Here is a 25,546-nt window from a genome sequence, read left to right as displayed (position 1 = left end):
CCGCCGCAGCGCCTGAGGCTCAGACCTGCTGGATGGCCGACAGCAGCCAGCGGCCGCCATCCGCCCGCACGAAGGTCCAGAGTTCCTGCACCTCCTCCGCGTGGCGGTCATCGCCGGACACGACGCGGCCGGTGTTCTCATCCACCGTCCAGTCGCGGGCGCGCCAGCGCAGCTGGGCGGTACAATAGGTGCGGCCGTCCTCGTGCCAGCTTTCCACCACGTCGCCCTTCACCAGTTGGACGTCGGCCACCAGATTGCGGATGCCCCGGCTCTGGTTCTCCGTCATTTCCTCGCCGTAATAGGACAGCATCTCCGGCGTCAGGTGGCGGCGCAGGGCCGTCAGGTCGCCCTTGCTCCAGCTGTCCATGATGCCGGTCAGGATCTGCTCGAACGCCGACAGGTCCTGGCCCTGCATCTGCACGCCGATGGCGGGCACCGGCGCGGGCGGCGGCACCGACGCCGACCCGCCGAAGGGCATGGCCTGGTAAGGCGCGTCCTGCGGCGGATACATCTCATAGGTCATGCCAGACGCCGGGGCCGTGCGCGGACCGCTGATGGCCATGCGCACCAGGCGGTAGATCAGGTAGGCGATGCCCAGCATGATCAGCAGGCGCATGAAGCCGCCGAAGGCGCCGCCCGAGCCGCTGCCGTAATCGCCGCCCACGCCATAGCCGTGATGGCCGAACAGCGAGTTGTACAGGCTGGCGCCCAGGAAGCCGCCCATCATGCCGGACAGGAAGGGATGGCGCTGGGTGAAGCTGGGCTGGGCGAATCCCGGCTGGGCGAACGGCTGCTGGAAGGCCGGGCGCGGCTGATAGGCCGGTGCCGCGGGCGCGGCTGCCGGGGGCGGGGTGATGCTGCGCTGGATGGGCTGGCCCGTCACCGAGGGGGTGGCGGGCGTGGTGTAGGTCCGGCTGCCGCGGCTGCCGGAACTGGAACTGCGGCCCGGGCGGGCATCGGCGGCCAAAGGCGCCAAGGCCAGGGACACCGCCAGCACGGCGGCGACCGCACGCGAACCAAACCGACCGAACATTCTCTCTCCCCCTGAAAAAGGGACCGATCTTTCAGTCCCACCCTAATGTGGGCCCCCTTTGCAAATTTGCGAGGGCCACTGTCGTACGCCCGCACCATACCGCTTTTTAGCGGCCTGCGGCGGATGGGACCTTTGCCCACGCGCCCCCCTCATGTCTAGACTGGCGCCCAAGCCCGGGCCGGCACTGCGGGGAAGCGCCGGACGCCGGGCAACAACGAAACCAGGGGTTATGGGGGTTCCTACACATGCCCGCACCGAAGTGGAAGCTGGCGGCCCTGCTGGCCGGCACGGCCATGGTCTTGCTGACCACGCACATGGCCATCACCAGCACGCCCGCCAACGCCGGCGACAAGCCGGCGGCCGACCAGGCCAAGAGCGACGACAAGGCCGACAAGGCCGGGGGCGATAAGGCCGGGGGCGATAAGGATTGGACGCCCAAGCACTTCACCGTCGACCGCAGCGGCACCTTCAACGGCAAGCGCGTGGACTACCAGGTGCTGGCCGGTGAAACCCACCTGGTGAACGACAAGGAAGAGGATGCGGCCACCGTCTTCTCCACCGCCTATGTGAAGAAGGGCATGAAGGATGCGACCCAGCGCCCGCTGATCTTCCTGTTCAACGGCGGCCCCGGCTCGGCCAGCCTGTGGCTGCACATGGGCGCCTGGGGCCCGAAGCGCGTGGACGTGCCCAGCGACGCCACCAGCGCCGGCAGCCCGCCCTATCCCCTGAAGGACAATCCGCAAAGCCTGCTGGACGTGGCCGACCTGGTCTTCATCGACCCGGTGGGTACCGGCTACAGCCGCCTGCTGCCCAAGGGAGAGGAGAAGGACTATTACGGCGTGAAGCAGGACGCCCACTCCATCGCGCAGTTCATGCGCCGCTGGCTGACCGACCACAAGCGCTGGAACTCCCCCGTCTTCATCGGCGGTGAGAGCTATGGCGGCATGCGCATCGGTGCCCTGCTGCCCGAACTGCTGGAGAATGGCGCGCCGGTGGGCCTGAACGGCCTGATCGTCATCTCCGGCGCCGTCGACTATGGCGCGTTCGAATTCAACCGCGGCAACGACGTGCCCTACCCGGCCTTCCTGCCGACCTATGCCGCCGTCGCCTGGTACCACAAGAAGATCGTCGACACCTCCATGGGGTTCGACGCCTTCATGAACCAGGTGCGCAAGTTCGCGGTGGAGGAATATCCGGTGGCCCTGCTGAAGGGCAACCGCATGACCCCGGCGGAGCGCAAGGGCGTGATCGACAAGCTGGCGCGCTTCACCGGCCTGTCGCCGCTGTACCTGGACCGCACCAACCTGCGCATCCGGGACGTGCGCTTCGCCAAGGAACTGCTGCGCGACCAGGGCAAGGTGGTGGGTATCTATGACGGGCGCTATACCGGCCAGGAATACGATTCGGCCGGCGACCAGGCGGAAAGCGATCCCTCCGGCTATAGCGTGGGCGCCGCCTTCGCCACCACGCTGCAGAGCTATTTGCTGAGCGACCTGAACATCAAGATGGACCGGGAGTACCGGACCAGCGGCGACGTGGGCAAGAACTGGGACTGGAAGACCTGGGGCGATGAAGGTGGCGGCTACGCCAACGTGGCGCCCTGGTACGGCGACGCCATGCGTCAGAACCCCAAGCTGAAGGTGTTCATGGCCGGCGGCTGGTACGACATCTGCGTGCCGTTCTTCTCCAACGAGAACGCCATGAACGCCAACGGCGTGCCTACCGACCGGGTGACCTTCAGCTATTACGAGGCCGGGCACATGATGTACCTGAACCGCGCCGCCCTGGATAAACTGACCGACGATGTCCGCCACTTCGTCAAGGCGGCGGCGCCGGGGGCGGGCGAGTAGGACGGGCGACCGGCGGGGGTGGTCAGCGCCGCCCCGCCGGTTTACCGATGGACGTCAGAAGCGATGCACGATGCCTGCCTGCTTCATGACCATGTTGGCCGTGATATGAGACATGGTCTTCTTGTCGACCGGAAAGTTGGCATTGGTGATAGGACTGCGCCAGATTTCGTGGTCCCCTTTGCCCTGCCGGACAAAGACGCAACCATGCTCCCTCAAGATACGAATGATCTCGATATAGAGCTACGCCATTAGCAGTGGGCGTCCGCGATTATGGTCCGACGCGTGACCAGTTCCAGCGGCACCTGGGCCGCAACGCCCTCATCCAAAAGATGAGCGTTCAGTTCCAGCAACTACGGCACCAACTCCCGAAGTTTCGCTTCCAGGTCCTCAATCGTTTCTGCCTCTGCCGCCAGCCCCGGAACGTCGCTGTCCGTGACAGACCACACTTGGGCATCCATATCCCAGGTGGCGAAAACGCGAAAAATCTTCTGCGGCATCATCTCTCCCGCTGTCGTTCAACAGGGCTGATCCCCCGACCGCGTGACTATGGCCCCATAGGTGGTCTCATTGGCGCGCCGGGTCAAGCCACGCCACACCCCAGCGCAGACTGCTCCCCCATCAACTCCAGCGCCCGGCTGAAGTCGAAGCCGCGCACCGACTGGATGAAGTCGTCGGCGCGGGGGGGCGGCAGGGCGGTGCGCAGCAGGTGCAGATTGCTCTCGGCCAGTTCCTCGGCCTCTGGGTCGTTGTCGGCCAGCAAGTCGCGCAGGCGGGCCATCAGGGCCGCCGCCTTGGCCGGGTCGGCGGCCGGCGGGGCCATCGGCGCCGGGACCGGCGCGTCCTGGATCAGCCAGCGCTCGATCCCGGCCGCCACATCCTCCAGCAGCGGGGTCAGGATGGCCACCGTCCGTTCCGGCGCGGCACCGCTGCGCAAGGCGGCCTCCACCGCCGCCGCCGCGCGCTGCACCGCGCCGGCGCCGATGGTGCCGGCGACACCCTTCAAGGTGTGGGCCAGCCGCTCCGCCGTCGCCGTGTCGCCGCTGCGCCAGCGGTCCAGGATGGCGGCGGGGGTGGCCCGCTGGTTGGCGGCGAACTTTTTCAGGATATCGGCATAGAGCGCCCGCTTGCCGCGCACCCGCCGCACCCCCTCCTCCGCATCGATGCCGGGGATGTCGATGGCGCGCTCCGGCACCGGCTCCGGTCGCTGCCCCATGACAAGCGGCAGGGGGACAAGCGGCAGGGCGCGCGGCCCTGCCGCCTCGGTCCTGCCTTGCCCCCAACGCGCCAGGACGGCGAACAGCTGGTCGGGATCGATCGGCTTGGAGACATAGTCGTTCATGCCCGCCGCCAGGCAGCGTTCCCGGTCCGAGGCCATGGCGTTGGCGGTCATGGCGATGATGGGCAGCGCCGTCTCCCCCATCTCCCGGATGCGGCGCGAGGCCGTCAGGCCATCCATGACCGGCATCTGCACATCCATGAGCACGGCGTCGTAGCGCCGTTCCACGATCCTCTCCAGCGCGATGGCGCCGTTCTCCGCCAGGTCGACGCCGACGCCTACGTCGGTCAGCAGCTCGATCGCCACCTGCTGGTTGAAGTCGTTGTCCTCCACCAGCAGGACGGACAGGCCCTGCAAGGCTTCGAAGTCGGCGGGCAGGTCGCCGGCCCTGGCCTTGGGTTCCGCCGTCTCGGTGCCGGCGATGGCGCGGATGACGGCGTCGAACAGGACGGAGGAGTTCACCGGCTTGATCAGCACGTCCTCGATGCCGCTCCGCTCCGCCGCGCGGCGCACATCCTCGCGGCTATAGGCCGTCACCATGATCAGGTGCGGCGGATGGGCCAGGCCCAGCGCGCAGATGCCCCGCGCCGTCTCCATGCCGTCCAGGTCCGGCATCTGCCAGTCCAGGAAAGCCACGTCGTAAGGCGCACCGGCGGCGGCAGCCTCCCTGATGGCGGCGATGGCGGCGCGCCCGTCCCCCGCCCCATCGACGCGGAAGGACATGGAGGTCAGCATGGCCGACATCACCCGGCGGGCGTTGCGGCTGTCGTCCACCACCAGCACGCGGCGGCCGCGCAGGTCGGGCCGGGGCAGCAGCGGCTGGCTGGCCGACACCCGCCCCAGCTTGGCCGTGAACCAGAAACAGGACCCCTTGCCATAGTCGCTGTCGACACCGACGGCGCCGCCCATCAGCTCCGCCAACCGCTTGGAAATGGCCAGGCCCAGGCCCGTGCCGCCGAAGCGCCGGGTGGTGGTGGTGTCCGCCTGTTCAAAGCTGCGGAACAGGCGGCTTTGCTGTTCCGCCGTCATGCCGATGCCGGTGTCCGCCACCTGGAACAGCAGGGTCACCGAGGCCTCATCCTCCTCGATGGCGCGGATGTTGATGGAGATGCGGCCCGTCTCGGTGAACTTCACGGCGTTGCCAGCGAAGTTGATGAGGATCTGCGCCAGGCGCAGCGGATCGCCCATGAGGTTGCCGGGCACCGCCGCGTCCACGTCGAACACGAACTCCAGCCCCTTGGCCGCCGCCCGCTCCGACACCAAGTTGGCGACACCGTCCAGCACCTCGTCCAGCCGGATCTCCACCTGCTCGATGGTCAGCTTGCCGGCGTCGATCTTGGAGAAGTCCAGGATGTCGTTGATGATGCCCAGCAGGTGCTGGCTGGACCGCTGGATCTTCGTCAGGTAATCGCGCTGGCGCGGGGTGAGCTCGGTCTTCAGCGCCAGGTGGCTCATGCCGACGATGGCATTCATCGGCGTGCGGATCTCATGGCTCATGTTGGCCAGGAAGTCCGCCTTGGCCTGCGACGCCGCCTCGGCGGTATGGCGGGCCGCCTCCAGTTCCACCGCGCGGGCGCGGGTCATGGCGACGATGCGGCTCAGCAGCGCCACCCCCGTGCCGACGCCCGCGTACAGGCCCTGGTCGGTGATCAGGAAGCCTTCCGTCAGCGCCTTGGGATGGTCGCTGGCGATCATGGCGCTGACCTCGTCCAACGGAGTCTCGACGTCGATGCACAGATAGGGCCGGCCCAGCAGGAAGGCCACCGGCCGCCGGCGGTACAACTCGGACTTGATCTGATGGGCGAAGGTGGACAGCAGGAACTCACGGGCGATGAGCCCCAACACCCCGCCCCAGTCGTCCACCACGGCCACGCAGGGCAACAGCGGCGCGCCCAGGAAGATCTGCACCACATCGCCACAGGGCGTGCGCTCACCGATGCCCTGGGCGGGCTGCAGGATGTCGCGCGCGCGGTAGACCACCGGCATCGCCACCGTGGCCTCACCCGTCGCCATCCTATCCGCGCCCGCAGTATCCATGTGCAGCCCCTGCCGGAAGCCGGGCCTCCCCGATCCCTTTTTCACTCTTTGTCTTTCACCGGCTTCGTCTTTCACCGGCCCTCGGCCGCCATCGCCAGATAGTCGCGCTTCCCGTCCAGGAAGCCGTCCTGGTCGGCGAAACGCTCGGCGATGGCGCGGAACTCGTCCTCGATCTCCAGGAAGGCCTTGACGATGTCGGGGTCGAAATGGCTGCCCGAGCCGTCGGCGATGATGGCCGCCGCCTGCTCGTGCGGCATGGGATCCTTGTAGACGCGGCGGCTGATCAGGGCGTCGTAAACGTCGGCGACGGCCATCAGCCGGGCGGAAATGGGGATCGCGTCGCCCGAGAGCCCCTCGGGATAGCCGCTGCCGTCCCACTTCTCATGGTGGGAGTAGACGATTTCCTTGATGCAGGTCAGGAACTCCACCGGGGCGCCCAGCGCGTCCTCCGCCGCCTCGATGGCATCGCGGCCCAGCGTGGTGTGCCGCTTCATGATCTCGAATTCTTCCGCCACGTAGCGGCCCGGCTTCAGCAGGATGCGGTCGGGGATGCCGACCTTGCCGATGTCGTGCAGCGGCGCCGACTTGAACAGGGTGTCGATGCGGCTGTCGGTGATGTAGCCGGCGAAGCGGGGATGGTGGCGCAGCCGGATGGCCAGGGCGCGGACGTAGAACTGGGTTCGGCGGATGTGGTTGCCCGTTTCGGTATCGCGGGTTTCCGCCAATGAGGCCAGGGTCATGACGGTGACGTCCTGGATGGCCATGACCTCCCGCGTGCGGCGGGCCACCTCGGCCTCCAGGAAGTCGGCCTTGTCGCGCAGCAGGTCGGCGATGGCCTTCAGCCGCAGGTGGGCGCTGACGCGGGCCAGCACGATGGGCGGGCTGATGGGCTTGGTGATGTAGTCGACGGCGCCCAGGGCCAGGCCCCGCTCCTCATCCGCCACCTCGTTGCGGGCGGTCAGGAAGATGACGGGGATGTCGCGCGTGGCCGGGTTGGCCTTCAGCCGGCGGCAAACCTCATACCCGTCCATGCCGGGCATGACGATGTCCAGCAGGATCAGGTCCAGGCTGGAATGGGCGGCGACCACGGCCAGGGCCCGCTCACCGGAGTTGGCGACCCGGACGTGGTAATCGTCCTTCAGCAGGCCGCTCATGATCTTGAGGTTGTCGGGCGTATCGTCGACGACCAGTATTTGGGGCCGCGTCTTCTCCGCAATCACGGGATTATTGTCTTCCCACATCGGCCGTCGCCCAATTGAGAGGTGCCGGTGCAGCCCATGACGGGCGCGCCGCTGGAAATCTTCCCGCCACACCAAGCCATTGGCGCGCCTGTCGCGATTCCGATAATGGAACGGCGGGCGGTTCTAGCCCAGGTGGCATTCCTCTTTTGTATAGGCGATTTATTTCGCTGATATGACGGTTTGAGAAAGATTACACCCTGATTACTCGTCCGCTTCACATCGGGTTTCTTATCCCCGATGCCACCACCCTCCCCCCAGCGCGACATAGAGGGCGGCCGTGTCGGAGAACCTGGAGGCCATCGCGCTCAGGCGGGCGACGGTGGCGCTTTGATATTGCTCCTCGGCGTTGAGAAGGTCCGCGTAGCCGATCTTGCCGTACTGGTACTGGACTTCCGATATTTCCAGGCTCTGGCGTGCCCGCTCCTCCTGCCGGGTCGTGATCGACAGGTTCTGGGCATCGGCTTCGATCGCCGCCAGGACATCACAGACATTTTGAAGGGCGCTGAGAACGGTCTGGCGATAGGCCGCCGCCGCCGCGTCATAGGCCGCCCTGCTGGCGTCCTCGCGTGCCGCCAGGGCGCCGCCATCGAACAGGGTCTGGGTCACGCTGGCCCCCAGACCGATGACGCCGCCGGAAAACAGGGTCTGAAGCGCGCCCGAATTCGTCGACAGCGCCGCCGTCAGGCCGATGTCCGGAATCCGGGCGGCAACGGCCACGCCGATCGCCGCCGACGCCTGGTGCAGCGCCGCCTCGGCTTGGCGGATGTCGGGCCTCCGCTCCGTGAGCTTGGCGGGCACGCTGGATGGCAAGTCCGTCGGCAGCGTCAGGCCGGAAAGCGTGAGGCCGCCGCCGGCGAAGGTGGCGGGATCGTCGCCCAGATAGACGGCCAGCAGATGGCGTATCTGCGCGCTCTGGGTCCGCAGCGTCGTCAGCGCGGCCTCGGTGCCCAACAGCACGCTTTCCTGCGTCAGCACATTCGCGGGCGATTCCGCGCCACTTTGCTCCCGAATCCGGATGATCTCCAGCTGCTTGGCCTGGCGCGTCCGTATTTCCTCCTCTGCCGCGCTTTCGGCCGAGAGCAACGCCTCCTGCAAGGCGGTGGTGACAACGTTGGATGTGAGGGTGAGATAACTGCTTTCGACGGAGAAACGCTGCTGATCCAGTGCCGCCTGCTGCATTTCAATCATTCTGCGGACGCCGCCGAAGACATCCAGGGTATAGGATGCCCCGACGGACGCGCTGTACTGCGACGCCGTCGATGCATATGGTCCCGTCGTCCTGCTCTTATTCGCCGAAACGGTCAAACTGGCGGCGGGCAGCAAGCCCGCCCTGGCGGCCACAAGGTTGGCGCTCGCGGAGCGGAGTGTCGCCTGGGCCGCCTCCAGCGTCGGGCTTCCTGCGATGGCGTGGGCGATCAGGGCGTCCAGCTTCCGGTCATGGTACAATGTCCACCAATCCCCCTGGACGTCGTCGGTGGCCCCGAAGCCCTGGGCGGCGCCGGCAGGCCCCTGGGAAGCGGCGGTACGGTCCGCATGCGGCGCCGGCGCATACCCATCGGATCGGGGCTTCACGAAATCAGGGCCCACGACGCACCCCGCCAAGGTGGCGGCAAGGGCCAGGGGGAACAGCCTGCGCAGTTTCATGACGGCGGCCATCAGCTTTTCCCCAGGGCATCGACGGGATTGAGCCGGGCGGCGTTGCGCGCCGGGACAAATCCGAAAATGAGGCCGATGCTGGTTGAACTGGCGAAGGCGATCAGGATGGTCACCGGCGAGATCACCATAGCCGTCGCTGGGGCGACCTTTGCCAGCACCTCGCCAATGCCAATCGCGCACAGGACACCCAGCACGCCGCCGATCAGGCACACGAATACCGCCTCCAACAGAAACTGGCTCAGGATATCGCTTTGACGTGCGCCAACGGCCAGGCGCACGCCGATCTCCTGCGTGCGCTCCGTCACCGAAACCAGGGTGATGTTCATGACCCCGATGCCACCGACAATCAGGGAGATGACCGCGATCATCGACGTCAGCAGGGTCATGGTGTAGTTGGCGCCCTCGATCGACTTGCGAATCAGGTCGACATTGTAGGTGTAAAAATCCTTCCGCCCGTGCAGCAGCGCCAGGAGCTTGGTGACGGCCTGCTCGGCGACCTCGGTCGTATAGCCGGCCTTGGGCCGAACCGTGATGCCCTCCAGCCGGGCCGAACCTGTCAGCCTGCCGGATACGACAGTGTAAGGCGCCCAGACGTTCAGGTCGCCCCGGCGGATGGCGCCCAGATTGTCCTCATCGGCGACGCCGATGATCCGGCACGGTACCATGCCCACCAAAATGACTTGGCCGAGGGGATCCATCCCCGGTCCGAAGAACTTGTCGCGGACTTTGGAGTCTATGACGATCACGGGCGCGAGTTGGGAAACCGCGTCGTCGTCAAAAACCGTCCCGGAGGACAGCCGGACGCCGTGGACCCGAAAATATTGGCTTCCCACGCCACTGATGCTGGCGTTCGCGGCCAGGTTGCCAAAGCGCAGCGTGACCTTGCCGGTGACCATGGGGGTGACGCTGTCGATATAATCGTGGCGGCCCAGCGCAGCGACATCGCTTGCCTTCAAGGTCGCGACGGCACCGGCGCGCATGTCGCCCCAACCGGCCCCTGGATAGATATCCAGGGTGTTCGTCCCCAGGGTACTGATGTTGGCGATGACCCGCAGACGGGCGCCTTCGCCCAGCGCCGCCACGGTCACCACGGCCGCGGTGCCGATGATGATGCCCAGCATGGTCAGCAGCGTGCGGAGGCGGTGGGCGTTCAACGATGCCATCGCCATCCGGGCCGCTTCCAGATGGCGCCACAGGCCGATCCAGCCGGATGATCGGGGGCGGAATGAATCTTGCCGGCCCTCATCCTGGATCGCCCGCAGGCCGGAATCCGCGATGATGGAGCCGTCCCGGATCTCGATGATCCTGTCGGCGTGCTGGGCCACCGTCATGTCGTGCGTGACGATGATGACCGTGTGCCCCTTCGCGTGCAGTTCCTTCAGGGCCTGCAACACCTGCTCACCGGTATTCTGGTCCAGCGCCCCGGTGGGCTCGTCGGCCAGAATGACAGGGCCGCCGTTCATCAGCGCCCGCGCTATGCTGACCCGCTGTTGCTGACCACCGGAGAGTTGATGGGGCCTGTGATCGGCCCTGTCCTTCAGCCCAAGCCTTCCCAGCAGCGTTTCCGCCCGGCGTATCCGGTCGCGGCGCGGCAGGCCGTCGTAAATGGCCGGCATGGAAACGTTGTCAACCGCCGTCAGGCTGGACAGCAGGTTGTAATGCTGGAACACGAAGCCGACCCGCTCCCGGCGCAGCCGCGCCAGATCATCGGACGACAGCACGCCCGTTTCCTGGCCGGCCACCCTGTAGCTGCCGGCCGTGGGGCGATCCAGGCAGCCCAGGATATTGAGTAGCGTGGATTTCCCGGAACCGGAGGCCCCGACGATGGCGACCATCTCACCCGGTTCTATGGTCAAAGAAACGTCCCGCAAGGCGGCGATCGTATTCGGCCCGGAGATGTACTCCCGGGTCACGCGCGTCAGTTCGAGCCGCGTGTCGTTCATCGCGGCCCCCTATCGCCGTGTCGGCTTTTGAGATCCGTCGCCGGGCGTCATTTCCCCGACGATCACTTTTTCGCCGGCCTCAAGCCCGCTCAGGATTTCCGCCTGCTCATTATTGTCGATGCCGACGCGCACCGTCCGCACAGAGACGCCTTCCGAGCCAAGGACCCGCACGGTCCGTTCCCCTGGGGTGCCGGCCGGTCCCAGCGCGGCGGACGGAACGATCAGCGCGTTTTCTGCCTTGGCCAGCACGATGAAGACCTCCGCCGTCATGTTGGGCCGCAGTTGCCCATCCGGGTTTTCGACGTCGAAACGGCCGTTGTAGTAAACCGGATTGGCCGTGGCCGCTGAACCGCTGCTGCCGTGGCTGCTCGAGCCCGTGTCCATGGAGGACGCTATATCCTCCGGCGCCGGATCTATGGACCGCAGGGTCGAGTAATAGCGGCGTTCATTGGACGCCAGGATCTTGAAATACACATCCTGGCCGGTCTTCACCTTGACGACGTCCGCTTCGGAGATTTTGGCCTTGACCGTCATGGTCTTCAGGTCGGCCAGCAGGATGATCGTCGGCGCGGTCTGGTTCGCGTTCACGGTCTGGCCTTGCTCCGTCACGACGGAGACGACGGTGCCATCTATGGGGGCGGAGATCTTGGTGTAACGCAGATTGACCTTGGCCAGGTCGACGGCGATCTTGGCCTGGGATATCTGGGCGTTGAGCGAGGCGACATCGGCGCGGGCATTCTCGTAGGCCGCCCGCGCCGTCTCATAATCCAGCCTTGAGTTCGCGTTCCTGGCCGCCATAGCGGCCTCACGCTCAAAATTGAGCTTGGCCTGCTCCAGCGTCGCCTGCCGGCCTCCCAGTTCCGCCTGGACATTTTCCAGCGCCGCCTCGGCGGCGTTCAGGGCATTCACCTGCGGGGCGGAATCGATTTCGGCGATCAACTGCCCCTGGGTTACCTGCTGGCCGAGCGAAACGTTCAGAAGTTTCACCTGGCCGGACACCTGGGCGCCGACGCTCACCAGTTTTTTGGGGAAGAGGACGCCGCTGGCAAGGACCGTCTGCTCGACGGCCCCACGCTTCACCGGCACCGTCACGTACTGTGGCGCGGCGTGCGATGGCCACAATAAAAGCTTCATCAGGACGCCCACCAGCGTCAGAAACCCAGCGGCACTGATGTAGGTTAGTTTTTTCACTTTAAAGTATGCCCGTCATGCCCAGGTCCAGTGCGCGCGTAGGCCGAAGCCCAGCCAGCCTCGCTTACGGCTGCGCCCGGACGAATGATTCTGCCGTATTAAAAATCGCCCTGTTCTTATCAGCGGAGATTTCACTCCCCTGCGTTTCCGGGAAAATGGGACGCTGACTTAAATAAGTCAATCCCGTTCATCTACAGAAATGAAGCTTATGATGGCATAAGCATTATTAATAATGCCCTTATATTTTCCCACTTCAAAAAACAAACACCAGAACATATAGTTTTATCTTGTTTACGAAATCGCCCAATCCTCTCATCTCAATCCCTGAACCGACAAAGGGAAGACGGATTCTCCGAGACCGGAGAGGTAAGGCGTGCTTGGCCGTGGCAGGTTCATATCCCTCTCGCATTTAATGAAGCGGATACCGCAACGGGCGGCGGCTGGGCCGGACGACCAGCAGATGCGTAGCCGTCGCCGGTGAACAGTTGAAGCGGCCCATTTTCGACCGCCCTTCGCCCCAACCCATCCTTGCAGGATACGGCACCATCCCGTGATGGAACGTTTCCGCGAATTAAAATTTAAATATCAAGGAGATTAACTTGGGTCTTTTGCAGATAAACGGAGAAGACTTCGAGGAAAAGGTGCTGGCCGCCAAGGGGCCGATACTGCTCGACTTGTGGGCGGATTGGTGTGCGCCCTGCCATGCCCTGATGCCAACCGTCGAGCGTCTGGCCAAGGCATACGGCACGGCGCTGACGGTCGCGCAAATGGACATGGACGCCAACAAGCCCTTCTGGGACCGCCTGGCGGTCCGCGGCATTCCAACCTTGTTGCTGTTTAGGGATGGTGGTGAAGTAGCGCGCATCACCGGTGTCCATCCTTATGGCAAGCTGGTCGCCTGGCTGGATGCCAATGGCGTCACGCCGGCCGCTGGCCGCCCTCAACCCGTTCAGCAAGACGGGGAGTGGTGCGCCTTTCATGGCGATGCGGAGTTGAAGCGCTTTTTCCTCGACAGGGTCTCGGCCCATGCCGAGGCCGGTGAAATCACCAACGCCCGCATGTCTTATTGGGGCCCCAAGGGGGGCACGATCTCTTCGGCGTTCATGCGACAGGCGAAGCCATCCGTTTTTGAGCGGGCCACGGGTCTGCCGATTTCGTTGGGCTTGGCCATGGAGTTCGCCGGCGTCACCACCGCCGAGCAGGTGGGCCGCGTGCTCGACGCCATTCCGCTTGGCGCCGACCTGGCCGACGTCGCGCGACGCCTGATGCTGGCCTGGCTGGGCAATCCGGCTGCCCTGTCCCCCGCCTACCTTGACGACCCCCGTCTCGATGCGATCCGCATGGACTGGGCACGGCATCTGCGGGCGGCGCTGGCGGGGGAAACGGTCGCCCCCGCCGTATGGGTCGAGCTGCGGCAGCGGGCGGCGAACCTGCGCAAAGAAATGCCGCTGGACCGCTCGGTGCCAAGACATGTCGCCGCGATGCTGGCCGATCTCTCCCCGCCGCCCCAGCCGGATAACGGCGGTGAATGGGCGGGCATCCTTTTGCTTCTGGGCAAATACACGATATCCACCCGTCTCTTATTCGAGGCCGGCTATTCGCACTACCATCTTTCCTTGGAAGATGTCCGCTACCAGTTTTGCGAAAAAGTCGCCAACGGGCGCGACCCCACCCCGGAAGTCATCGCGGAAATCCATCAGAAATGGGAGAGCGAGCACGGGGATCTGCAAAACCTCATCGAGACGATGCAGGCATTCTCCCATGCCAACGGGAATGCGGAAGCCAACCATTTGCTCCCGATGCTCATCGCCGCCATCGAAGACACTGTTTCCCCCTGAAAGAAACAGTGTCATTCAGGTTGACCACCCTGGCCGCTGGAGTGCGATCGCGTCAGCGAAAATGAGGAAAACTCTAGGCCATCGCCCTAGGCCATCGCCCGCTGCGGCCGGGTGACGACGAAGGCCAGCCCCAATGCCGCCACCAGCAGCACGGCCGCCAGCATGAAGGGCGATCCCTGGGGCAGCATGGCGAAGGGGCCGACGCTGTCGGCCAGCACGCTGGTGAACAGCATGGGGCCGATCATGCCGGTGATGCCGCGGATGCTGACCAGGGTGCCTTGCAGCAGCCCCTGTTCCGTCGCCGACACCTGAGCCGACATCATGCTTTGCGCCGAGGGGCCGACCATGCCCCACAGCGCCACCAGGGGAATGCCGCAGAGAAGGCCCGCCCCCACGGGGGAGGCGCCGAAGGTGGTGAAGCCGGCAGCACCCGCCACCAGGCCCACCATCATGGTGCGCCGCGCGCCCAGGCGCTTGACCACGCGGCCCACCAGGCCGCCCTGCACCACCGTGCTGCACACGCCCACGCCCGCCAGGGTCAGGCCCACGGACTCCGGCCCCCAGCCGTAACGGTCGTTGACGTAGATGACGAAGGTGTTGTTCAGCACCTCATGCGCCAGATAATAGAGCCAGACGATGCCCCCCAGGCCCAGCAGGCCGGGCGCGCCGCGCAGCAGGGCGAAGGCGCCCAGCGGGTTGGCCCGCCCCCAGGAGAAGGCGCCGCGCCGGTCGGCCGGCAGTGATTCCGGCAGCACGAACAGGCCATAGCAGGCGTTCAGCAGGCTCAAGCCCCCCGCTACCCAGAACGGCAGGCGCGGCTCGATCCCGCCCAGCAGGCCGCCCGCCGCCGGGCCGACGATGAAGCCCAGGCCGAAGGCGGCCCCCAGCATGCCGAAGGCGCCGGCGCGCTTTTCCGCCGGGGTCACGTCGGCGATGTAGGCCGAGGCGGTGGTGAAGCTGGCGGCGGTGATGCCGGAAAGGATGCGCCCCACCACCAGCCAGCTCAAGGTCGGCGCCAGGGCCATCAGCAGGTAGTCCGCCCCCAGGCCAAAGCAGGAGACCAGCAGGATGGGCCGCCGGCCGAACCGGTCGGACAGGGCGCCGATGAGGGGGGAAAACAGAAACTGCATGGCGGCGAACAGGGTGCCGAACAGGCCCACCATGTGTGCCGCCCGGGCATTGTCGCCACCGACGAAGCCTTTCACCAGATCAGGCAGGACCGGGATCACGATGCCCAGGGCCAGGACGTCCAGCAGTGCCGTCACGAAAACGAAGGCCAGCGCGGCACGGCGCGGCGTGGGGGATGCGGTCATGGTCAGGCCCGGAACTGGAACCCGGCGTTGCGGGCGCCGGGATGAGTTGGTCATTCTTTGCAGGGTCTACCCTTAATCCTTTTGGCCGGCGGCGGGGAGTCCCGAAAACACCGCCGGTCATTCTGTCCAATCCGTCCCCCCTGTCTAACCCGCCCGCATGTTGACGCGCTGGCCTTGGCCGGCCCGCTGCCGGTATGGTGCCTGCCCATCACGAGCTCAGGTTAACGAGGACGAACGATGCGTGAAGTCAGCTGCGTTCTGGACGCCCAGGCCCAGTTGGGCGAATGCCCGCGTTGGGACCCGAACGGAGGGGACGCCGGGGGCGGTGTGCTGTACTGGGTGGACATCCCCGCCAAGACGCTGCACCGCTTCGACCCCGCCACCGGCCAGGACGTGCAGCGCGGCTTCACCCAGCCGGCCGCCTGCCTGGTCCGCCATGGCGATCGCGGCTTCGCCCTGGGCATGAAGGACGGCTTCGCCCTGCTGGCGGATTTCACCGCCGACCCCGTACCCCTGGGCGCCCAGGTGGAGGAGGCGCGCGCCGATAACCGCTTCAACGACGGCCGCTGCGACCGGCTGGGCCGGTTCTGGTCCGGCACCCTGGACGGCACCAAGCAGCACCGCAACGGCACCCTCTACCGCCTGGACGTGGATGGCCAGGTGACGGACGTCGCCACCGGCTTCCTCACCAGCAACGGCATCGCCTTCTCGCCCGACGATCGCACTTTCTACCTGTCGGACACGCCCAACCACGTCATTTACGCCTACGATTTCGACCTGGCATCCGGCCGCATCGCCAACCAGCGCGTCTTCCACCAGTTCCCGCATGGCCTGGGCCGCCCCGACGGCGCCTCGGTGGATGCCGAGGGCTGCTACTGGACGGCGCTGTACGACGGCGGCCGGGTGGTGCGCCTGTCGCCCCAGGGGGACATCCTGGAAGAGGTGGCCATCCCCGCCCGTCTCTGCACCATGATCGCCTTCGGCGGCCCCGACCTGAAGACCGCCTACGTCACCACCGCCCGCCAGAAGCTGGATGAGGCCGAACTGGCCCGCCACCCGCAGTCGGGCGGCATCTTCAGCTTCCGCGTCGACGTGCCGGGCCTGCCGGAGCACAAGTACCGGGGGTGAGCGGAACAGGGGTGCATGAGGCCCCCGACGGCTCAGTCATCCCCGGCCGCGTGCTCCGTCGCCGGCCGTAGCGGGTGGCTGTGGTGGCCGCTCACCTCGGCGCCGGCATCCGGATCCAGGCGGATGAAGAAGAAGAACGAGGCCAGGCCGATCACCATCACGGTCAGGAAGGCCACCATGAAATCGTGCGGCACCAGCTGGGCGCCGCCGTGCAGGGCCAGGGTGGTGTGCAGCAGCAGGGCCCCGGTGGCGACCCCCATGCCCAGCGACACCTGCTGCACCATGGACGACAGGCTGGTGGCCGCGCTCATGCGGGCCGCCGGCACGTCGGCGAAGGCCAGGGTGTTCAGGCCGGTGAACTGCAGGGACCGGAAGAAGCCACCGACCAGCAACACCAGCAGGATCAGCGGCACCGGCGTGTCCGGCCGGAACAGGCCGATGGCGCCGGTCAGCAGGGCGGACAGCACGCTGTTGATCACCAGCGCCTGGCGGAAGCCATAGCGGCGCAGGATGGGACCGGCGGTCATCTTCATCACCAGGGCGCCGGCGGCGGTGGCGAAGGTCAGCAGGCCGGAAACGAAGGCCGTCATGCCGAAGCCCACCTGCAGCATCAGCGGCAGCAGGAAGGGGATGGCACCCATGCAGATGCGGAACAGGGAACCGCCCAGCACGCTGATGCGGAAGGTGGCGGTCTTGAGCAGGTCCAGGTCCACCAGCGGGTGGGGATGGCGGCGCGAGTGGCGCACGGCGACAATGCCCACCAGCACGCCGAAGGCCAGCAGCGACGGCGCCACGCGCCAGTCCACGCCGTCGCGGCCGATGGACTCGAACCCAGCCATCAGGGCCGCCAGGGCCACGCCGGAATTCACGAAGCCCCAGCCGTCCAGCTTGGCCACCGCCTCCTCCCGATGATCGGCGATATAGCGCCAGGAGAGGTAGAGACCCAGGAGGCCGATGGGGATATTGATGAAGAAGATCCAGCGCCAGGACAGGTAGGTGGTCAGCAGGCCGCCGATGGGCGGGCCGATCAGCGGGCCCACCATGGCCGGCGTCGTCAGGTAGTTCATGGCCCGGACCAGCTGGTCCTTGGGCACCGTGCGCAGCAGCACCAGGCGGCCCACCGGCACCATCATGGCGCCGCCCACGCCCTGCAGCAGGCGGGCCAGAGCCAATTGCGGCAGTGACTGGCTGAGCCCGCAGGCGATGGAGCCCAGGGTGAACAGCACGATGGCGGCGCGGAAGACGCGGCTGGAGCCGAAGCGGTCGGCCACCCAGCCGCTGATGGGGATGAAGACCGCCAGGCTGAGGATGTAGGCGGTGATGGCCAGGCTGAGATGGATGGGACTGACGCCCAGGCTCTCCCCCATGGCCGGCAGGGCCGTGGCGAGAACGGTGGCGTCCAGGTTCTCCATGAACAGGGCGCACGATATGATGAGGGCGACGAGCATCGTCGTCACAGTGCCTTTCATCCGGGGGCCGCAAGCGACAGGAAATCGCTACCTGCCGTTCGAGAATCTGGGCAAAGCCGGGCCCCTGACAAGTGCCGCCCGGGCATGGCAGACCGTCATGCATGCACATCTATTCGGCACGCGTAAAAATTCGGCGACCGACGGAATAAGGCCCCGGCCGGGGACGTCAACCGAGCGGTCCCATAAGGACCAATGGCTCGACCACGGGAGGAATCCAGGATGCTGAAACAGATCATCGCCGCCACCCTGCTGACCGCCGGCATCGCCCTTGCGGCGCCCGCCTTCGCGCAAGGTCCAGCGGGTGCCACCGTAGCGGAAACCGCCAAGGGCAAGACCCTGGTGGATGCCAAGGGCATGACCCTCTACACCTTCGACCATGACATGAGCGGCCAATCCAACTGCATCGCCGGCTGCGCCAAGAACTGGCCGGCCCTGCCGGCCGCCGCCGACGCCGGGGCCAAGGGCGACTGGACCGTCATCACCCGCGACGACGGATCCAAGCAGTGGGCCTACAAGGGCAAGCCGCTCTACACCTTCGTGAAGGACGGGAAGCCGGGTGACATCACCGGCGACGGCCTGGCGAACGGCGCCTGGCACGTGGCGACACCGTAAGGATATGCGGGGCGGCGGGGTGTCAGGCCCCCGCCGCCACCTCCTGCACAAAATCCAGGAAGGCCCGCACCTTGGCCGGCGGCAGGTGGCGGCTGGGATGATAGGCGTAGAGGGGGTAGCGCTCCTCCGCCCAGTCGGGCAGGACCTGCACCAGTTGGCCGGACGCCAGCCAGGGGCCCAGGCCCAGCTCAAAGCTTTGGAACACCCCCTGCCCCGCGACGCAGGCCGCGACGGCCACGGACGGGTCGTCCATCACCACCCGGCCGGCCACGGCCACCGTCACCCGCTCCGCGCCGCGATGGAACTCCCATCCGAAGGGCAGGCCCGTCTGCGGGTTGCGGAACAGCACGCCCTCATGCCCCTCCAGGTCCTGGGGCGCTGCCGGCGTGCCGCACCGCGCCAGATAACCCGGCGCGGCGCAGGTCAGCACCCGCGTCTCCAGCAGCTTGCGCGCGATCAGGGAGGCCACGTCCGGCGGGCCGAAACGCACCGCCACGTCCACGCCGGCCATCATCTCCTCCCGGTGATTGCTGACCGTCATGTCCAGGACCAGGCCCGGAAAGCGGGCCGTGAAATCCGGCAGGCGGGGCGCCAGCACCATGCGGGCGAACCAGGGATCGACGGAGACGCGCAGGCGCCCGTCCACCGTGGCCGCCGCCCCGGCCGCGTCCAGCGCCGCCTCCTCCAACCCCGCCAGCAGCGGCGTCACCTGGGCGTGGAAGCGCCGCCCCTCCTCCGTCAGGGTCACGGCCCGGGGGCTGCGGTCGAACAGGCGCACACCCACCCGCGCCTCCAGCCGGGCGACGGCGCGGCTGACGCCGGAGGGCGTCAGGCCCAGCACCTCACCCGCGCGCACGAAGTTTCCCGCCTCCACCACGGCGGCCAGCACGCCGATTCCGGTCAACAGACGCGCGTCGAAGCCCATCGCCTTCCCTCCTTCCCACAGCCCACGCCACGGTGACTATAGATCATCCTTCAGCTGACAAGGATGCGCCTGATTCAAGGCCCTCCCCGCCTTAAAACACGCCCACGGCCCTGCGGCTGGCATTCGATTGAGGAGAAGGATCATGTACGTCATCACCGGCATCACGGGTAAGGTCGGCGGCGCGGTGGCCGAGGCGCTGCTGGCGGCGCGCCAGCCGGTCCGCGCCGTCGTGCGCGACGCCGCCAAGGGGGCGACCTGGGCGGCCAAGGGCTGCGAGGTCGCGCAGGCGGCCATGGAGGATGCCGCCGCCCTGACCCGGGCCTTCCAGGGCGCCACCGCCGTCTTCGTCCTGCTGCCGCCCAACTTCGACCCAGAGCCAGGCTACGCCGCCACCCGGACCATCATCGAGGCGGTGGCCACGGCGCTGGCGGCGGCCCAGCCGCAGCGGGTGGTCAGCCTGTCCACCATCGGCGCCGACGCCCCGCACGACAACCTGCTGAGCCAGCACACGCTGAGTGAGCGGCGCCTGGCGGCCCTGGGCTTGCCCATCACTTTCCTGCGCCCCGGCTGGTTTATGGAGAACGCCGCCTGGGACGCGCCCGCCGCGCGCGAAACCGGCGTGCTGCACAGCCACCTGCAGCCGCTGGACCATCCCTTCCCCATGGTCGCCACCTGGGATGTGGGCCGCACCGCTGCCCGCCTGCTGCAGGAGACGTGGGCCGGCCTGCGCGTGGTGGACCTGGAAGGACCCGCCCGGGTTTCCCCCAACGACCTGGCCCAGGCCTTCGCTCAGGCGCTGGGCCGTCCGGTGACTGCTGTGGCCGTGCCGCGGCCGACCTGGGAGGCGCAGTTCCGCGCCCAAGGCATGCGGCACCCCGGTCCCCGCATGCGCATGCTGGACGGCTTCAACGAGGGGTGGATCGAGTTCCGCGACGCAGGATCCCACGCCCTGAAGGGCGTAACCTCCCTGGACCAAGTCATCGCCGCGCTGGTGGCGGGTGTTTCCGGGCAATAAGGGGGCGGTGAGCGCGGCCATTTCGCCGCTTGGCATCCGGCAACGCCGCCCTTAGGAATGGACCCCCGTGTCACACGTCCCAAGGGCGGCCCTGGACCCAGGGCCCAGAAATGGCAGAGGAAATTCCATGAAGCTCTACTACAAGGCCGGCGCCTGCTCGCTCTCCCCGCACATCGTGGCGCTGGAGGCCGGCCTCGACATCGGCATCGAGGCGGTGGACCTGAAGACCAAGGTGACCGAGACGGGCGCCAACTTCCTGGAAACCAACCCCAAGGGCTCCGTCCCGGCGCTGATCCTGGACGACGGCAGCCTGCTGACCGAGGGTGCTGTGATCGTGCAGTACCTGGCCGACCAGGCTCCCGCCAGCGGCCTGATCCCCGCCGCCGGCAGCGTGACGCGTTACAAGGTGCAGGAGTGGCTGAACTTCATCGCCACGGACCTGCACAAGGGCTTCAGCCCGCTGTTCAACCCGGCCACGCCGGATGACTACAAGGCGATGGCCAAGCAGAACCTGGATCGCCGCTTCGCCCACCTGGAGCGGACGCTGGCCGATGGCCGCAGCTATCTGACCGGCGAAACCTTCACCGTGGCCGACGCCTATGCCTATGTGGTGCTGACCTGGGCGGCCCAGGTGGGCATCGATCTCACCGCCCATCCCAAGGTCGCCGCCTTCGTCACCCGCGTGGGCCAGCGCCCCAAGGTGCAGGCGGCACTGGAGGCCGAGGGCTTGCTGGCCGCCTGAGCTCCCCCCCCCATGAAGAGAAGGGCCGTCTCCGCCGGGCGGCCCTTCCTTACAATGTCAATGATACCGGCGCGGGAAAGAGGCGGCCCCCATGCCGATCCCCATGGAACTGCAGCACGCGTCCCAGGATTTCGAGCGCTTTCTGGCCGATGCCCGCGACCTCGCCGGCCTAGCCACCCGCAACCAGACCTACACCATGGTGCAGGGGGTGTTGCACACCTTCCGCCGCCGGCTTGGCCCCGCCGACGCCATCCGCTTCGCCGGCGTGCTGCCGCCGCTGCTGCGCGCCATCTTCGTTACCGACTGGCCGATCGATGAGCCACCAGTACCCTTCACCGACCGCGCCACCATGACGCGCGAGGTGCAGGCCCTGCGCCGCGATCACAACTTCGCGCCCGATACCGCGATCCGCGACGTGGCAGAGGCCCTGCGCCGCCACGTCTACCTGGATGACTTCGACCGTGTGCTGGCCTCATTGCCGGCGGGGGCAGCAGCGTTCTGGAGCGTGCAGCCTTCCGCCATCCCCGGCGCCATCACCGACAGCGCGGCAGCGGAACGGTGACGGCAGTGCCCGTGTAAACGATGGTCTTGGCGTCCTCCGCCCCCGGCGTGGCACCACAGACGACGCGGAAGCTTATGGACGGGGACATCCCCGGGAAGGCCCCGTCCCGCGCCTGGATTGTCAGCCGGCGCTGCTTGTCCGACCAGGCCATGGGAATGACCGCGCGCTTGCCCGCCTGGTAGCCATAGCCGTCGCCCTCATCGTCATACAGTTCGTACGCGGCGTCGCGGCCGGGGTAGACGCGCAGTTCCAGCGGTTCGTCGCTGGGGGCGTCGGCATAGGCCTTGACGGGACCCAGCGGCACGATGCTGCCCGCGCGCACGAACAGCGGCAGCGTCGCCAGGTCCGCCTTCGCCTCCACCCGCCGCCCGCCCGGCTGGGCCGCGCCCGTCCAGAAGTCGAACCACTTGCCGTTACCAGGCAGGTAGACGCTGCGCGTCACGGCCCCCGCCTGCAGCACGGGCGAGACGAGGAACGCCTTGCCGAACATGTACTGGTCGGTAACGCGCAGGGCGTCGGCATCGTCGGGGAAGTCGAAGGCCAGCGCCCGCATCATGGTCCCGCGATGGCTCAGCACATCCCAGGACAGGGAATAGATGTAGGGCAGCAGGCGATAGCGCAGCGTGACGTCGTCGATCAGGATTTTCTGGATCGCCGGGTCGAAGTTCCAGATCTCCTTGCCCTGCCCCGCGCCATGGACGCGGAACATGGGGTTGAAGACGCCGAACTGGTGCCAACGCACGAACAGCTCGGCATAGGCCTTGTCCTTCGCCGGGTCGGGGCTGAAGAACCCGCCGATGTCCGCCGACCAGTAGGGCTCACCGCTCAGCGAGAAATTGAGCGCGGCCGGGATCTGCTTGGCCAGCGTCTCCCAACTGGCGTGGGTGTCCCCCGACCAGGTGATGACGCCGTTGCGCTGCTGACCGGCGTAGGCGGAGCGGGACAGGATGAACACCCGCTTGTCCGGCTGGTCCCGCCGCATGCCGTCATGGACGCCGCCGGTGTGCAGCAGGGGGAAGCTGTTGTTGACGACGATGCCGGGGCCGGCGGCGGTCAGCTGCTCCCGCATCTCGCCGGTCTGGCCGCCCAGCTCGGCCTCATCCCCGTCCAGCCACCAGCCGTCGAAGCCGAGGACGCCCAGGTTCCGCATGACCTGCGACCAGTAGATCTCCCGGCCCTTGGGATTCCAGGCGTCGTACCAGCGTCCGACGCCGGCCGGGTAGACATTGTTGAAGGAATCCGGGAAGGCAGCCCCCGCCTGGTCCAGTTCCGCGAGGTTGGCGGTGCCCAAATCGAAGCGCGGCCACACCGAGATGATGGTGTGGACGTGCATGTCATGGATCGCCCCGACCATGGACTTGGGGTCGGGATAGCGCGACGCCTCGAACCGATGGCTGCCCCACTGGCCGGCCGCCCAATACTGCCAATCCTGCACCACGGCATCGATGGGCACACCCATGTCGCGATACCGGCGCGGAATGGCGACCAGTTCATCCTGGGTGCTGTAGTGCTCCTTGGACTGCCACATGCCCCAGGTCCAGCGGGCCATCAGGGGTACGTCCCCGGTAAGCGCGCGATAACCCGCGACCACATCGTCCAGCTTGGGGCCCAGGATGAAATGATAGTCGATGCCCGGCCCCGCCTCGGACCGGATGCCCAGCGGCGCCTTGCCGGTGGCGACGTCGACATCGGTGACAGAGGCGTTGTTCCACAGCAAGCCGAAGCCCGTGGGCGACACCAGCATGGGGATGCCCACGTCGGTGTTGGCTTGCTGCAGGTGGATGGTGTGGCCGCTATAGTCCAGCAACCCGTTCTGGTGCTGCCCTAGTCCATAAACCGGCGTCGCGGTCTTGAACCATTGGGTGGCCCCCACCCCGGCGTCACGGTCCCCTTCCTCCAGGATCACATGGTCCTTGGCGTCCAGGAAGGTCACGGCCGCCGTCCGCTTGGCGACGCGGACATGCAGCCGCGCGGTGGTCAGCACATAGGCGTCGGCCGTCTCATTCACCTGGAAGGCGACAGTGCCGGGTTGGGCGATGACGGCCGGATTGTAGTTGCCGCGATAGCCCGGCGTCCCGAACCGGACATGGATGATGCCGTCCTGCCAGGGCTCAAGGGTGAGGACCCCACGCTCGGTGCGCAAGGCCATCGCGCCGGCATCGTCCAGCCTCCGCACCACGGTATCGGCCCGGGCCGCCGACGTGAGCGCCAGCGCCATGCCGACCGCCGGCAGGAAACGCCTGGACATGAAATCCTTCAATGGTGAGCGCATGGCCATCCCTGTCGTTGTTTGTTCATGGGAGACGCGGGGGTTACAGGGGCCGGGGCGCCAGCCCCATGACCGGGCCGTCATAGGACAGCTCGACAATGGCGACGCCATTCCGCAACGCCCCCGGGGGAATGCCGATGTCCGTGCCGCCCTTCCCCTTGTGCACCGTCAAGCTGTCACCCGTCCCGACCAGCCGCGCCCGCAACAGCGCGGGCCCGCCGGGGAACTCTGGAACCGTGATGATCGTGGGAAGGTGGTCGCCCTCCCCACCCAGCAGATGCAGGAACACGGTGCTGTCCACGCGGGTGGACCCCATGGTCGCCGTCGGAAGGAAGGGCCCGCCCCGCGTCCCGTATATGGCCCGGCCATATTTTTGCAGCCACGCGCCCAGTTCCCCCAGACGCGCGATCTGGTCTGGGGGGATGTGCCCATCCGGCGCCGGGCCGACGTTCACCAGAAGGTTGCCGTCACGGGTCGCGGTCTGGACCAGCAGGCGAACCAGCTCATCCAGCGACCGCGGCCTCGCCCCCGGCTGGTATCCCCAGGTGCCGGCCAGGGTTATGCACAACTCCCAGGGCTGGACATCGTCGAAGCCCCCCAGGTTGACGGGGTTTTCACGGGTCCGCCAATCGCCGGGAACCGATGTGCGATCGTTGACCAGGATGTCCGGCTGCAACTGGTGCAGACGCTGGTCGACCTCCTCGTCCCGCCAGGAAAATCGACCCGTGTAGGGCTTGCCCCGGTCGCGTGAGCCCCATTTGGCCCCGTCGAACTCCAGGCCGCCGAAGCCCAGCCACTGCTCGCCGCCGCCATCATACCAAAGCAGATCTATCTTGCCGTAGTCCGTCGCCAGCTGCTCAACCTCGCGGTGATACTGGTCGCGCATGGCCTCCGCCGAATCCAGATAGAGATCCGGCATGAAGTACCCCGGGAATCGCCAATCCAACGGCGAATAATATAGTCCGACACGCAACCCTTCACGGCGGGCCGCATCCGTGTAGCTTTTGACGACGTCCTGCCCGTTGTTGTGGCTGGCAACGTTGAAATCATTCGCTCGCGAGGCGAATAAAGAGAAGCCATCGTGGTGGCGAGCCGTCAGTACCATGTACTTCATGCCCGACTGCCGCGCGACCTTCGCCCACTCGGCGGGAGCCGCGGGATCGGGATGAAAGTCATCCGCCAGCTTCGCATAGTCGTTTCTGGGGATGTGCTCACTGAACATGGCCCATTCGCCATGACCCAGGACCGAATAGACGCCGAAGTGGATGAACATGCCCAGGCGGGCCTGCCGCCACCATGTCACGCGCTGGTCGGCCACGGGCCCGACGCGCACGTCGGACAGGCCAAAGGGCGGCGGCGGCAAGGTCACATCAGCGGCAGCCTCCGCGCCGGCCAGGATGCCGCCACAGAACAAGGACAATGCCAGGAAGCGTCGAATGCGCATGA

The 25,546-nt window shown here is 66.9% G+C and carries 20 protein-coding genes; 7 read left to right on the top strand and 13 right to left on the bottom strand.

Annotated elements, in window-relative coordinates; all coding sequences use genetic code 11:
* Positions 1-19 precede the first annotated feature (19 nt).
* Positions 20-1,033, bottom strand: coding sequence for a Tim44 domain-containing protein (locus tag Y958_RS06895; protein ID WP_088871419.1), 1,014 nt, complete (start codon positions 1,031-1,033; stop codon positions 20-22).
* A 245-nt stretch (positions 1,034-1,278) separates the two neighbouring features.
* On the opposite strand from Y958_RS06895, the gene Y958_RS06890 reads away from it, so the two are divergent.
* Complete coding sequence (locus tag Y958_RS06890; RefSeq protein WP_244909211.1) at positions 1,279-2,883, top strand: S10 family peptidase; 1,605 nt, start codon at positions 1,279-1,281, stop codon at positions 2,881-2,883.
* A 54-nt stretch (positions 2,884-2,937) separates the two neighbouring features.
* Here the strand turns inward: Y958_RS06890 and Y958_RS32955 are convergent, their stop codons facing one another.
* From Y958_RS32955 to Y958_RS06855, 7 genes are all read right to left on the bottom strand, one after another.
* On the bottom strand, positions 2,938-3,099 hold the full coding sequence (locus Y958_RS32955; RefSeq protein ID WP_211098467.1) for a type II toxin-antitoxin system HicA family toxin: 162 nt from the start codon (positions 3,097-3,099) through the stop codon (positions 2,938-2,940).
* A 134-nt stretch (positions 3,100-3,233) separates the two neighbouring features.
* Complete coding sequence (locus tag Y958_RS06880) at positions 3,234-3,383, bottom strand: DUF1902 domain-containing protein (protein WP_088871418.1); 150 nt, start codon at positions 3,381-3,383, stop codon at positions 3,234-3,236.
* A gap of 80 nt (positions 3,384-3,463) precedes the next feature.
* Positions 3,464-6,196, bottom strand: a complete 2,733-nt coding sequence (locus Y958_RS06875) for a response regulator (protein WP_088871417.1) — start codon at positions 6,194-6,196, stop codon at positions 3,464-3,466.
* A gap of 71 nt (positions 6,197-6,267) precedes the next feature.
* Positions 6,268-7,437, bottom strand: coding sequence for a response regulator (locus tag Y958_RS06870; RefSeq protein ID WP_088871416.1), 1,170 nt, complete (start codon positions 7,435-7,437; stop codon positions 6,268-6,270).
* A 228-nt stretch (positions 7,438-7,665) separates the two neighbouring features.
* Positions 7,666-9,093 carry an efflux transporter outer membrane subunit gene (locus tag Y958_RS06865; protein ID WP_088871415.1) on the bottom strand — a complete coding sequence of 476 codons (1,428 nt, stop codon included), beginning with the start codon at positions 9,091-9,093 and terminating at the stop codon, positions 7,666-7,668.
* Positions 9,093-11,036 (bottom strand): MacB family efflux pump subunit, encoded by a 1,944-nt coding sequence (locus Y958_RS06860; RefSeq protein WP_088871414.1) that lies wholly within the window; start codon positions 11,034-11,036, stop codon positions 9,093-9,095. The genes Y958_RS06865 and Y958_RS06860 overlap by 1 nt, the downstream gene beginning before the upstream one ends.
* Before the next feature lie 9 nt (positions 11,037-11,045).
* A complete protein-coding gene (locus tag Y958_RS06855; RefSeq protein ID WP_088871413.1) occupies positions 11,046-12,227 on the bottom strand; it encodes an efflux RND transporter periplasmic adaptor subunit in 1,182 nt (393 codons plus the stop codon).
* A gap of 599 nt (positions 12,228-12,826) precedes the next feature.
* On the opposite strand from Y958_RS06855, the gene Y958_RS06850 reads away from it, so the two are divergent.
* Complete coding sequence (locus tag Y958_RS06850) at positions 12,827-14,065, top strand: thioredoxin family protein (RefSeq protein WP_186291097.1); 1,239 nt, start codon at positions 12,827-12,829, stop codon at positions 14,063-14,065.
* Positions 14,066-14,151: 86 nt separating this feature from the next.
* Here Y958_RS06850 and Y958_RS06845 read toward each other — a convergent pair whose 3' ends face one another.
* Positions 14,152-15,378, bottom strand: a complete 1,227-nt coding sequence (locus Y958_RS06845; RefSeq protein WP_186291096.1) for a TCR/Tet family MFS transporter — start codon at positions 15,376-15,378, stop codon at positions 14,152-14,154.
* A 237-nt stretch (positions 15,379-15,615) separates the two neighbouring features.
* On the opposite strand from Y958_RS06845, the gene Y958_RS06840 reads away from it, so the two are divergent.
* Entirely contained in the window at positions 15,616-16,506 is an 891-nt protein-coding gene (locus Y958_RS06840) for an SMP-30/gluconolactonase/LRE family protein (protein WP_088871411.1), read from the top strand.
* 32 nt (positions 16,507-16,538) lie between these two features.
* Here Y958_RS06840 and Y958_RS06835 read toward each other — a convergent pair whose 3' ends face one another.
* On the bottom strand, positions 16,539-17,954 hold the full coding sequence (locus tag Y958_RS06835) for a DHA2 family efflux MFS transporter permease subunit (RefSeq protein WP_088871410.1): 1,416 nt from the start codon (positions 17,952-17,954) through the stop codon (positions 16,539-16,541).
* A 240-nt stretch (positions 17,955-18,194) separates the two neighbouring features.
* On the opposite strand from Y958_RS06835, the gene Y958_RS06830 reads away from it, so the two are divergent.
* Positions 18,195-18,587, top strand: coding sequence for a COG4315 family predicted lipoprotein (locus Y958_RS06830; protein WP_088871409.1), 393 nt, complete (start codon positions 18,195-18,197; stop codon positions 18,585-18,587).
* Between the two features lie 22 nt (positions 18,588-18,609).
* Here the strand turns inward: Y958_RS06830 and Y958_RS06825 are convergent, their stop codons facing one another.
* Positions 18,610-19,512, bottom strand: a complete 903-nt coding sequence (locus Y958_RS06825) for a LysR family transcriptional regulator (protein ID WP_088871408.1) — start codon at positions 19,510-19,512, stop codon at positions 18,610-18,612.
* A 142-nt stretch (positions 19,513-19,654) separates the two neighbouring features.
* On the opposite strand from Y958_RS06825, the gene Y958_RS06820 reads away from it, so the two are divergent.
* The 3 genes from Y958_RS06820 (at position 19,655) to Y958_RS06810 (ending at position 21,831) form a co-directional block, all read left to right on the top strand.
* Entirely contained in the window at positions 19,655-20,527 is an 873-nt protein-coding gene (locus Y958_RS06820) for an NAD(P)H-binding protein (RefSeq protein ID WP_088871407.1), read from the top strand.
* Positions 20,528-20,654: 127 nt separating this feature from the next.
* Positions 20,655-21,269: a glutathione transferase GstA gene (gene gstA / locus Y958_RS06815; protein WP_088871406.1), complete on the top strand. Its 615-nt coding sequence runs from the start codon at positions 20,655-20,657 to the stop codon at positions 21,267-21,269.
* A 91-nt stretch (positions 21,270-21,360) separates the two neighbouring features.
* The gene (locus tag Y958_RS06810) at positions 21,361-21,831 is read left to right on the top strand and encodes a DUF2267 domain-containing protein (protein WP_088871405.1); all 471 of its coding nucleotides are present in this window, start codon (positions 21,361-21,363) and stop codon (positions 21,829-21,831) included.
* Here the strand turns inward: Y958_RS06810 and Y958_RS06805 are convergent.
* Positions 21,803-24,079 carry a glycoside hydrolase family 31 protein gene (locus tag Y958_RS06805; protein ID WP_244909406.1) on the bottom strand — a complete coding sequence of 759 codons (2,277 nt, stop codon included), beginning with the start codon at positions 24,077-24,079 and terminating at the stop codon, positions 21,803-21,805. The genes Y958_RS06810 and Y958_RS06805 overlap by 29 nt on opposite strands.
* Before the next feature lie 64 nt (positions 24,080-24,143).
* Positions 24,144-25,544, bottom strand: coding sequence for an alpha-L-fucosidase (locus Y958_RS06800; RefSeq protein ID WP_088871403.1), 1,401 nt, complete (start codon positions 25,542-25,544; stop codon positions 24,144-24,146).
* Positions 25,545-25,546 lie beyond the last annotated feature (2 nt).

Origin of the sequence: Nitrospirillum viridazoti CBAmc (assembly GCF_000730165.1) — a bacterium.
GTDB lineage: Bacteria > Pseudomonadota > Alphaproteobacteria > Azospirillales > Azospirillaceae > Nitrospirillum > Nitrospirillum viridazoti.
The sequence above is the reverse complement of the archived record's forward strand: the minus strand, read 5'-3'. Positions and strand labels throughout refer to the sequence as shown.